The 10,904-nt window shown below is 72.8% G+C and carries 7 protein-coding genes and 1 pseudogene; 7 read left to right on the top strand and 1 reads right to left on the bottom strand.

Annotated elements, in window-relative coordinates; all coding sequences use genetic code 11:
• Together ADK65_RS31470 and ADK65_RS31465 are read left to right on the top strand one after the other, a co-directional pair.
• Positions 1 to 1,341: alpha/beta fold hydrolase (locus ADK65_RS31470; RefSeq protein WP_159038852.1), on the top strand; the 1,341-nt coding region annotated here is incomplete at its 5' end.
• A gap of 78 nt (positions 1,342 to 1,419) precedes the next feature.
• Positions 1,420 to 2,154, top strand: a complete 735-nt coding sequence (locus tag ADK65_RS31465) for a thioesterase II family protein (protein ID WP_053674404.1) — start codon at positions 1,420 to 1,422, stop codon at positions 2,152 to 2,154.
• Between the two features lie 223 nt (positions 2,155 to 2,377).
• On the opposite strand, the gene ADK65_RS31460 is transcribed toward ADK65_RS31465, so the two are convergent.
• Positions 2,378 to 3,880: an FAD-dependent monooxygenase gene (locus ADK65_RS31460; protein ID WP_053674406.1), complete on the bottom strand. Its 1,503-nt coding sequence runs from the start codon at positions 3,878 to 3,880 to the stop codon at positions 2,378 to 2,380.
• Positions 3,881 to 4,286: 406 nt separating this feature from the next.
• On the opposite strand from ADK65_RS31460, the gene ADK65_RS31455 reads away from it, so the two are divergent.
• The 5 genes and pseudogenes from ADK65_RS31455 to ADK65_RS39510 form a co-directional block, all read left to right on the top strand.
• Positions 4,287 to 4,601 carry a phosphopantetheine-binding protein gene (locus ADK65_RS31455; protein ID WP_053674403.1) on the top strand — a complete coding sequence of 105 codons (315 nt, stop codon included), beginning with the start codon at positions 4,287 to 4,289 and terminating at the stop codon, positions 4,599 to 4,601.
• A complete protein-coding gene (locus tag ADK65_RS31450; protein WP_053674402.1) occupies positions 4,598 to 5,848 on the top strand; it encodes a cytochrome P450 in 1,251 nt (416 codons plus the stop codon). The genes ADK65_RS31455 and ADK65_RS31450 overlap by 4 nt, the downstream gene beginning before the upstream one ends.
• The gene (locus ADK65_RS31445; RefSeq protein ID WP_053674401.1) at positions 5,845 to 6,588 is read left to right on the top strand and encodes a thioesterase II family protein; all 744 of its coding nucleotides are present in this window, start codon (positions 5,845 to 5,847) and stop codon (positions 6,586 to 6,588) included. The genes ADK65_RS31450 and ADK65_RS31445 overlap by 4 nt, the downstream gene beginning before the upstream one ends.
• Positions 6,589 to 6,640: 52 nt before the next feature.
• A complete protein-coding gene (locus ADK65_RS31440) occupies positions 6,641 to 9,793 on the top strand; it encodes a type I polyketide synthase (protein WP_078956244.1) in 3,153 nt (1,050 codons plus the stop codon).
• 40 nt (positions 9,794 to 9,833) lie between these two features.
• Positions 9,834 to 10,895 (top strand): annotated as a pseudogene (locus ADK65_RS39510) (beta-ketoacyl synthase N-terminal-like domain-containing protein); the annotation flags it as partial.
• Positions 10,896 to 10,904 lie beyond the last annotated feature (9 nt).

Raw genomic sequence — 10,904 nt, 5'->3', positions numbered from 1 at the left:
CAGGTCAAGGTCCGCGGCTTCCGCATCGAACTCGGCGAGATCGAGCAGGCACTGACCGCGCACCCGGACGTCGACAACGCGGTCGTCGTCGTACGCGAGAACCAGGAGGGCGACAAGCGCCTCGTCGGCTACGTGGTACCCCGGCCCGGCGCCGTGGAGGGCGACGGCAAGGTCCAGGCGGGAGAGGGATGCCAGGTCTACGACGCCGAGTCGGCCGGCCCGCTGCTCACCCAGCTCTCCGAGCACCTCGGTACCCGTCTGCCGGAGTACATGGTGCCCTCCACGCTGGTCCCGCTCTCTCGGATCCCGCTGACACCGAGCGGCAAGCTCGACCGACGGGCCCTGCCGGCGGAGCACGCGAACACCGCGGTGGGCCGGGAGCCGCGCAACGCGCACGAAGAGAAGCTGTGCTCCCTGTTCAGCGAGCTGCTCGGCGTGGAGAGGGTCGGCATCGACGACGACTTCTTCGCGCTCGGCGGGCACTCGCTCATGGCCACCCGGCTCAGCTCCCGCATCCGCAAGCAGTTCGACGTCTCGCTGCCGCTCAGCACCATCATCAAGTACCCCACGGTGGCCGAGCTGGCCGTGGTGCTGCTCACCGGTGGCGCACACGACGACCACACCGACCCGTTCGCGGTCGTGATGGCGCTGAACAGCGTCCCGGACACGCAGAAGCCGCCGGTGTGGTTCTTCCACGGCGGCGGCGGCGTGGGCTGGGGCTACTTCAGCTTCGTGCTGCACCTGCCGGACCGGCAGGCCTACGCGCTGCAGTCCCGCGGCTTCGACGGCACGGACGTGCTGCCGGCGTCGGTGGAGGAGATGATCGACGACTACGTCACCCAGATGCTGCGGGTCCAGCCGGAAGGGCCCTTCGACCTGATCGGCTGGTCCTACGGCGGTACCGTCGCGCACGCCATCGCCGCCGAGCTGGAACGGCGCGGGCACCAGGTCGCCTTCCTGGCCATCCTGGACTCCCTGCCCGCCCAGGAAGGGTTCGCGCAACTGGCCGGGCGGGCCGTGGCGGAGTACCGGGCCGACCTGGAAGAGTACTTCGGCCAGTTCGTGAAGACCGACAACAAGGAACAGTTCCTGGACACCATGTCGAAGGTGCTGGCCAACAACCAGGCCGTCATGGCGAAGTACCACTCGCCGGTCTACGGCGGCGACGTGCTGTTCTTCAACGCGGCGCTCAAGGACGAGGGGTCGTGGGCGCACCTGTGGCGGCCGTACGTCCGAGGTTCCATCGAGGAGCACGACGTGCAGGCCACCCACGGCGACCTGCACATGCCCGGGCCCGTGTCCGAGATCTTCGCGGTGATCAACCGCAAGCTGGCCGATTGACCGGGAACTCCGGGACATCGCGACCAGATGTCCCGGAGCCGGTCCGACGAACCATCGAACGCATGATTGGGGTCGGTTGTGAAACAACCCGGCACATCCGAGGAGAACCGGGACCGGACCACGCTGCTGTGCGTGCCGTTCGCGGGAGCAGGTCCGTCCTTCTTCCATCCGTGGCAGAAGCCGGCGGGGGACCGGTGGCGCGTCGTCTCGGTCGAACTGCCCGGCAGGGAACGGCGCATCCTTGAAACGCCGTACCGCAACGTCGTCGAGGCGGCCAAGAACGAGATCGACGGCATCGTCGCGGAACTGGGCGAGGGCGCGCGGACCGTCCTCTTCGGGCACAGCCTGGGCGCGGTCCTCGCCTACGAGCTGACGCACCTGCTGAGCGCGCGCGGCGTGCGCGTCGAGCGGCTGGTCGTCAGCGGTTCGCCGGGGCCGTGGACGCAGCGCGAGAGGCGCGCGGCGGGGCTCGAGGGCGACGAGTTCCTCGCCCGGGTCGAGGAGTTCGCCGGGTTCCGGCACGAGGCCCTCGACCACCCGGAGATGCGGGAACTGATCCTGCCCACCCTCCAGGCCGACTGCGAGATGCACGAGGCCTACGTCCCGAGCACGGACGTACCGGTGTCGGTGCCGGTCACCTCCCTGCGGGGCGCGAGCGACGGCCTGGTCACCGCGGAGGAGGCCCGGCAGTGGCGTGACGCGACCACGGGTGAGTTCGGCTACGTGGAATTCCCGGGCGACCATATGTACCTGGTCGATCTCGGCCGCGAGGTACTGGACGTGATCGAGGCGGAGTCCGCCCGCGGGCACTGACGGCAGGCCACCTCCCGCTTCCTTCCCCGTACGCCGCCCCGGCGACCACGATCGCCGGGGCGGCGTCGTGCTGCCCGCGGACGCCGTGCCCGCGTGAAGCAGACGCACGAAGACGCGCGAAGACGACGCGCGAGGGCGTACGACGCACGACGACCGAGGCCGTCGGGACCACGGCGTGGTCCCGACGGCCTCGGTGACGTTGCGCGCAAGCGCGGAGGTTCGCTCAGCCGCGCAGTGCCGGGCCGAACCAGGTGGTGAGGGCCGACCGCAGCGCCTCGGTGCCGCCCGCGCCGCCCTCGTCGGCCGCCCAGGCGACATGGCCGTCGGGGCGGATCAGCAGCGCGGCCGGAGCCGGGACCTCGCCGACGGCCGGGACGGTCCAGTGCTCGTCCTCGCCGCGCGCCTCGACCAGGTCCACGCGGTCGGCCCAGCCGCCGCCGACCGCCGCCACCTCGGGGCTGCCGTGCAGGTCGAGCAGGACGGGGCGGCCGGCGTGCAGCAGCTCGTGGACGCCGATGATCCCCTCTGCCGTCTTCAGGTCGGCGTCGGGGACCCGGCGGCCCGCCAGCGGGTGGTCGCCGTCGGCCGGGTAGCGGATGTCCAGCGCGGTCAGCAGGTGGCGCAGGTACCGGTTGACGTCGTCGAACACCATGAGGGAGCCGAACACCTCGCGTAGCGCGTCCGTCTGCGGTCCGGGACGGACCAGGGCCGACTGCGCCCGGGTGTTGTGCAGGACGCGTGCCGCGACCGGGTGGCGCTCGGCGTGGTAGGTGTCCAGCAGACTCTCGGGCGCCCGGCCCCGCACCACCGAGGCGAGCTTCCAGCCGAGGTTGACCGCGTCCTGCACGCCCATGTTCAGGCCCTGCCCGCCGGCCGGGAAGTGGATGTGCGCCGCGTCGCCCGCGAGCAGCACCCGGCCCTTGCGGTACTCGGCGGCCTGCCGGGCGGCGTCGCTGAACCGGGAGACCCACCGGGGGTTACGCATCCCGAAGTCGGTCCCCGCGACCCTGACCAGGGACTCGCGGAGCTGCTCGAACGTCACGGCGTCGTCGCGGCCCGCGACCCGGTCGAACTCGGAGGTGATCACCCGGAACCAGCCCGGCTCGAAGGCGATCGCCGAGTAGTCGCCGGCCGGAGTGCGCCGCACCCAGACGTAGTCCTCGGTCAGCCCCGGGAGTTCGACGTCGCCGATCAGCGCGGTCATCGTCGCCTCGGTGCCGGGGAAGTCGATGCCCGCCAGCTTGCGCACCGTGCTGCGCCCGCCGTCGCAGCCCACGAGATAGCGGGCGCGCAGTGTCGCGGGTGCCGCGTCCGGCGTGTTCAGCTCGACCGTCACGCCGTCGTCGTCCTGGCGGATGCCGCTGATCTCGGCCGACCGGCGCACCCGCACACCCAGTTCGGCGGCCCACTCCTCCAGCAGCCGCTCGATGGTGGACTGGAGGATCATCAGCGGGTAGGGGTGCCGGGACTCGGACTCGTCGAACTCCAGGTAGAGACCGGCGAAGTGGCCCACCGGCTGGAGCTCGCCCTCCGCCAGGAAGCGGTCCAGGACGCCCCGCTGGTCCAGCACCTCCAGGGTGCGGGAGTGGATCCCGCCGGCCCGGGACTCGCCCGTGGGCTCGGCGAGCCGCTCGGCCACCACCACGTCGGCGCCGGCCAGCCGCAGCTCACAGGCGAGCATCAGGCCGGTCGGCCCGGCGCCCGCGATCACCACGTCCGCGTCCATGCCGGTGTGTTCCACGTCGTTGCCCCCTCTTTCTCCCGCTCTTTCCGGCTCTTTCCCGTGCTTTCCCGGAGCCTTTCCAGAGCTTTTCCAGAGCTATTCCACTGACATTCCAGCGCTGTTCCAGCGAGCCTTCCGCGCCCGCGCGTCCTGGCGTCGTCCCGGCATTTCCCGGAAGTACGGGCCGGGCGCCCGCTGCCCATGTCCCGCCGGCGGGACGGCTGTTCGGGGAGCGGAAGTTCCGGGAGTGTCAGCGTGCGGGCGTACCGGTGCGCTCTCAACCTCACCGGCCGGCGGGCGCCGCGCACCCTCGGTACCGGTGTGCCGAAACGCGAACGCACGCGACACTCAATTCGGCCATTCGAAGAATTTGTCTCGCCGGCGGGACAGTGCAGAGGAAAGGTCGGCAATGGAATCGTCACCGCAGGTGGTCCACGAGCGAGGTGGGCGGGAAGAGACGCCGCAGCGACAGGACGGGCCCGCGGGCGCGTCGGCGTCGCTGGCGCGGGATATCGCACAGCTGTGGGGGGAGCACCTCGGCAGCCCTGATGTGGGTGTGGAGGACGACTTCTTCGCGCTCGGCGGCAACTCGCTGGCCGGCATCAAGATCATCGAACGGGTGCTCCAGGACCACGGCGTCCGGCTGTCCGTGCGCGACTTCTACCTCGCGGGCACCCCGGCCAAGGTCGCCGAGCTGATCGAGCAGGGGAGGGCCGGGGCGTGAGGCTGACGCCGGGCCCCCCGCGCGACGTCGACCTCGACAGCGTCGACCTGTTCGACCTGGACCTCTACTCCACGGGCGACCCGCACCCGATCTGGGACGTGATGCGCGAGCGGGCGCCCCTGCACCACCAGGTCCTCCCCGACGGCCGGGAGTTCTGGTCGGTCACCCGCTACGAGGACGTCCGCCGGGTGCTCGGCGACCACCGGGAGTTCACCTCGGAACGCGGCACGGTCCCCACCCACCTCGGGACGGACGACGCCGCCGCCGGCGTGCTGATGACGTCCACCGACCCGCCCCGGCACACCGAGGTCCGCCGCCCGCTCAACGCCAAGCTCACCGCCCGGGCCGTACGGTCCTGGGAGGACAAGATCCGTGCGACGGTCCGCCGCTTCCTGGAGCCGGCGCTCGACGGCGAGACCTTCGACCTGGCCGAGCAGGCGCTGCTGCTCCCCGCGCTGGTCACCGGCCCGCTCCTCGGCATCCCCGAGAAGGACTGGGCGGAACTCGTCCAGCTCACCGCGATGGTGACGGCCCCCTCGGACCCGCACTTCCAGGTGGGCAGCGAGGCGGCGACCCTGGCCATCTCCCACCACGAACTGCTCAACTACGTCAGGGACTGGGCCACCACGCGGCGGGCGGACGGCGGCGAGGACGACAGCCTGCTGCACCACCTCATGAGCGTCCGCCCCGGAGGCGAGCCGCTGAGCGACGAGGAGATCGCTCTCGACGGCTACAGCATCCTGCTCGGCGCCAACGTGACGACCCCGCACACCGTCTCCGGCACCGTGCAGGCCCTCGTCGAACGGCCCGAGCAGTTCGCCAAGGCCCAGGCCGACCCGACGCTGATCCCCAACCTCGTCGAGGAAGGACTGCGCTGGACCTCGGCCGCCTGCAACTTCATGCGGTACGCCGTCGACGACGTCCACATCGGCGGGGGCACGATCCCGGCCCGCGGGGCGGTCGTCGCGTGGATCGGATCGGCCAACCGGGACGCGTCCGTCTTCCCCGACCCGCACACCTTCGACATCACGCGCGACGGCGCCAAGCGCCACGGTGCCTTCGGGTTCGGACCGCACTTCTGCATCGGGGCGCCCCTGGCCCGGATGACACTGCGCGTCTTCTTCGAGGAACTGCTCGAAGAGTTCGCGTCGATCGAGCTCGCCGGCGAACCGGAGCACCTGCGGTCCTACTTCATCGCCGGGATGACCCACATGCCCATCGCCGCCCAGAAACGACGGACGCCATGACATCCGGTCCCCCCACCACCGCCACCGCGTCGCCGTGGTTCGTGCGGCCGCCGTCCGCCGAGGCCGCCGCCCGGCTCTTCTGCCTCCCCTTCTCCGGCTCCGGGGCGTCGGCCTTCAGCGCCTGGCCCGCCGTCCGCGACGACGTCGAGGTCTGCCCGGTGCAGTTCCCCGGCCGCGAGAACCGGCTCGCCCACCCCCACTACGGCACCTACGAGAACCTCGCCGACGACCTCACCGAAGCGCTCTCACCGCTGCTGGAGCGGCCGTACGCGCTCTTCGGGCACTGCGCGGGCGCCCTGCCCGCCTACGAGACCGTGCTCCGGCTCGCCGCGCTCGGCCTGCCCGCACCCCGGTGCCTCTTCGTGTCGGGCCAGCCCGCACCGCACGACGCCTCGCGCGACCGGATGCTCACCATGGGCGAAGCCGAACTGCGCGCCGAGGTGGAGGCGTTCATCCGCGGCCGGGGCATCGAGCCGCGTCCGGACATGGTCGAACTGGGCCTCATGGTGCTGCTGCGCGACCACGCGGCGGCGGGCGCGTACCGCAGGCAGGAGCCGGCCCCGGTGCCCTGCCCCGTCGTCGTCCTGCACTGGCGGGACGACACCGATGTGAGCCTCGACGACCTCCAGGGCTGGCGCCGGTACGCCGACTCCGTCGAGTTCCGGGTCGTCGACGGCGGCCACTACGACTTCATGGACGCGCCGGACGAACTGCTGAACACGCTGACCCGCTGGCGGTGACAGCGGTGCAGCCCGTAAGAGCCGTACGCCGAGGGAACCGGAAGGACATCACATGAGTGGCGCAGCCACCGATATCGCTGTCATCGGGATGTCGTGCCGCTTCCCCGGTGTGCACGGCCTGGAGGCGTTCTGGCGTCTGCTGCTCGACGGGCGGTCGACCGTCGGCCGCTTCCCGGAGCACCGCAGGGCCGACACGCACCGCACGTCCCCGCCCCACCCGGACGCCGACACGGTGGACGCGGGATCGTTCCTGGAGGCGATCGACGGGTTCGACGCGGAGTTCTTCGGCACGCCCCCGGGCGAGGCCGCCGCGATGGACCCCGTACAGCGGCTGGGTCTCGAACTCGCCTGGGAGGCCGTCGAGGACGCCGGGCTCCCGGCGGCCACGCTCGCGGGCCGCGACATCGACGTCGTGGTCGGCGCCGCACCCTCCGGGTACGACCTGCTGCGCAAGCTGTCCAGCAGCGACCGGGACGACCACTACGCCGCGCTCGGCTCGGCCGGCGCGCTGATCGCCAACCGGATCTCGAACCTCTTCGACGTCCGCGGCATGAGCTTTTGCGCCGACTCCGGCCAGTCCTCCTCCCTCGTCTCGCTCGCCCTGGCCTGCGACCGCATCCGCGGCGGCGCCGTCGACATGGCGCTCGCGGGCGGCGTGCACCTCATCGCCGACCCGGAGGCGGGCCTCGGCCTCGCCAACCTGGGAGCACTGTCGCCCGCCGGTGACTGCTTCCCCTTCGACGAACGGGCGGGCGGCTTCGTCCGCGGCGAGGGCGGGGCGTTCGTCCTGCTGAAGCGGCTCGACCTCGCCGAGGCCGACGGCGACCACGTCTACGCGGTGGTGCGCGGCTGGGGCGTCGGCAGCGGCGGCGCCTCCTCCCGGATGCCCGACCCCAGCCCCGCCGGGCAGGCGGCGGCCGTACGGTCCGCGCTGAAGCGCTCGGCGGTCCCCTTCGACGGCGTCGACTACGTCGAGGCCCACGGCACCGGCACCCGGCTCGGCGACCCGGCCGAGCTCGCCGGACTGCGCGAGGTGTTCCGGGAGACCGGCCGCGACCGCCCCCTGACGGTCGGCTCGGTGAAGGCGAACGTCGGGCACCTGGAACCGGCGGCGGGCATCACCGGCTTCGTGAAGACCGCGCTCTGCCTGGACCGCGCCCACCTGGTGCCGCAGGTCAACTTCCGGTCCCCCAACCCGGCTGTGCCCGACTTCGACGAGCACTTCGACGTGGTCCGGGCCGCGCGGCCTTGGCCGGGCACGCCCGAGCGGCCGCGGCGGGCGGGGGTGACGTCGATCGGCATGGGCGGCACCAACGCGCACGTGATCCTCGAACAGGCCCCCGAGAAGCCGGCGCCGGCCGCCGGGTCCCGCGCCACGGGCCAGGACCCGGCCTCCACCTCCGTATCCGGACCGGTGCCGTTGGCGCTGTCGGCGCGGTCGGCGCCGGCGCTGCGACAACAGGCGGCGCGGCTGCGGGACTTCGTCGCCGCCGACGCGTCCCTGTCCACGGCCGACGTCGGGCACGCGCTGGTGTCGACACGGTCGATGTTCGAGCACCGGGCGGTGCTGCTGAGCGGGAGCCGTGATGAGACGCTGGCCGGTCTCGGAACACTGGCGGCGGGCGGTGACCCGGCACGCGCGGTGCGCGGCACGACCGCCGGCCGGACCGGCCCGGTCGTCTTCGTGTTCCCCGGCCAGGGCTCGCAGTGGCTCGGCATGGGCAGGCGGCTGTACGCGGAGTCGGACGTCTTCGCGCGCTCCGTCGACGCCTGCGCGCGGGCCCTGGAACCATGGCTGGACTGGTCCCTCCTGGACCTGGTGACGGGCGCGGACACGGCGCCGTCGCTGGAGGGCGGGGACAGCGTGGTGCAGCCGGCGCTGTTCGCGATGATGGTGTCTCTGGCCCGGGTCTGGGAGTCGCTGGGCGTCGTCCCCGACGCGGTGGTGGGCCACTCGCAGGGAGAGATCGCCGCGGCGTGCGCGTCGGGCGCGCTCGGTCTGCAGGACGCGGCGCGGGTCGTCGCACTGCGCAGCCGGGCCCTGGCCGCCCTGGCCGGCCAGGGCGGGATGAGCGCGGTGGCCGAGCCCCTCGCCCGGGTCGAGGACCGGCTGCGGCGGTGGCCCGGGCGGCTCTCGGTGGCCACGGTCAACGGACCGGCCTCCGTGGTGGTATCCGGGGACCTCGGGGCACTGGACGAGTTCGCCGCGTCGGCGGCCGCCGACGGCGTCCGGGTGCGCCGGCTCAAGGTCGCGTACGCCTCGCACTCCCACCAGGTCGAACGCATCCGCGACCAGGTGCTGGAAGCCACCTCGGGTGTCTCGCCGCGACAGACGGCGGTGGAGTTCCACTCCACGGTCACCGCGGAACGGCTCGACACGCACCGGCTCGGCGGCTCGTACTGGTACGACAACCTGCGCTCGACGGTGCGGTTCGGCGAGGTCGTCGAGCGGCTGATGCGCGAGCGCGGCGGCGTGTACGTGGAGGTCAGCCCGCACCCCGTGCTCCGGGTGGCGATGGAGGAGACCGCCGACGCGCTGCCGGACCCGCCGCTGGTGGTCAGCACCCTGCACAGGGACGACGGCGGCGTCGGCAACATCCTCGTGTCGCTGGCCGAACTGCACGTGCGGGGCGTGCCGGTGGACTGGGAGCCGGTGTTCGCCGGGCACCGGCCGCGCCGGATCGGCCTGCCGACCTATCCGTTCCAGCGCCGGCGGTACTGGCTGACCGCACCCGGCGGTGCGCACCCGGAGCCCGCCGCGCCGACGGACGGACCGGGCGCGCGCACCCGGGCGGCCGGGCTGGGCACGCAGTCCTCGGTCCTCGACGTCGTGTGCGCCGAGACGGCGGTGCTGCTGAGCGCGAAGGACCCGGACGTGACAGGCCCCGCTCTGGTGGCGCGGTCGGCCGAGACCTTCAAGGACCTGGGCTTCGACTCCTCGTCGGCCGTGGCACTGCGCAACCGGCTCACCGCGGCGACCGGGGTGCGGCTCCCGGCCACCGTCGCGTTCACCTATCCCAGCCCGCGCACGCTCGCCGCCCACATCTTCTCCCTCCTCGAACCGGAGGAACCCAAGGTGCCCGAGGCGCCCGAGGCGCTCGCGCGGCTCGACGAGGCGCCCGGCGGTCCGGCGGCGGCGCAGGAAACGACACCGGAAAGCGGCGACGACGATCTGTACGCGTTGATCGACCGCGGATACGTGTAGCCACATCTGTTCTTCTGGATCACCGTTGGGGGAGGCCCTGGTGGAGGACGTCGGCAAGCTCCGTTCCTACCTGCGACGCGCCGTGGGCGACGCGCAGCAGCTGCGGGAGCGGGTCCGTGAGCTGGAGGAGTCCGCTCACGAGCCCGTCGCGGTCGTGGGTGTGGGGTGTCGCTTCCCCGGTGGGGTGACGACCCCCGAGGGGCTCTGGTCGGTCGTGTCCGGCGAGGTGGACGCGATCGGCGACTTCCCGTCGGACCGCGGATGGGACCTGGAGGCGCTGTACTCCCCGGACCCGGAGACGCCCGGGACGACGTACACGCGCTCGGGCGGATTCCTGCACGATCTCCCGGAGTTCGACGCGCCGTTCTTCGGCATCAGCCCCCGCGAGGCGCTGGCGATGGACCCGCAGCAGCGGCTGGTGCTGGAGACGTCGTGGGAGGCCCTGGAGCGGGCGGGCATCGACCCGGCCGCGCTGCGGGGTTCGGCGACCGGGGTCTTCACCGGGCTCTACGCCGTCGACTACGGCCCCCGGACGGGCGGCGGGGCCGGACGCGAGGTGGAGGGCTTCGCCGCCACCGGCACGTACACCAGCGTGGCCTCGGGCCGGGTGGCGTACACGCTGGGCCTGCACGGCCCGGCGCTGTCCACCGACACCGCGTGCTCGTCGTCGCTGGTCGCCGTGCACCAGGCCATGCGGTCCCTGCGGTCCGGGGAGTGCACGCTCGCGCTGGCCGGCGGCGTGTCGACGCTGTCCACGCCCGGACTGCTCGTGGAGTTCTCGCGGCAGCGGGGCCTGTCCGCCGACGGACGCTGCAAGGCGTTCGCCGACGCGGCCGACGGCACCGGCTTCGCCGAGGGCGCCGGGATGCTGGTCCTGGAGCGGCTGTCGGACGCGCGGCGCAACGGACGCCGGATCTGGGCCGTCATCCGCGGCTCGGCCGTCAACCAGGACGGCGCCTCCAACGGCCTGACCGCGCCGAACGAACTGGCGCAGCGCCGGGTGATCCGGGCGGCCCTGTCCGATGCCCGGCTCCAGGCGGCGGACGTGGACGTGGTGGAGGCCCACGGCACGGGCACGAGGCTGGGCGACCCCATGGAGGCGGAGGCGCTG

This window comes from Streptomyces sp. NRRL B-1140, assembly GCF_001280065.1.
GTDB lineage: Bacteria > Actinomycetota > Actinomycetes > Streptomycetales > Streptomycetaceae > Streptomyces.
The sequence above is the reverse complement of the archived record's forward strand: the minus strand, read 5'-3'. Positions and strand labels throughout refer to the sequence as shown.

Excerpts from the sequence above, each read along its gene's own strand:
- ADK65_RS31460 (WP_053674406.1), bottom strand. The coding sequence starts at position 3,880 with ATGGACGCGGACGTGGTGATCGCGGGCGCCGGGCCGACCGGCCTGATG.
- ADK65_RS31455 (WP_053674403.1), top strand. The coding sequence starts at position 4,287 with ATGGAATCGTCACCGCAGGTGGTCCACGAGCGAGGTGGGCGGGAAGAG.
- ADK65_RS31445 (WP_053674401.1), top strand. The coding sequence starts at position 5,845 with ATGACATCCGGTCCCCCCACCACCGCCACCGCGTCGCCGTGGTTCGTG.
- ADK65_RS31440 (WP_078956244.1), top strand. The coding sequence starts at position 6,641 with ATGAGTGGCGCAGCCACCGATATCGCTGTCATCGGGATGTCGTGCCGC.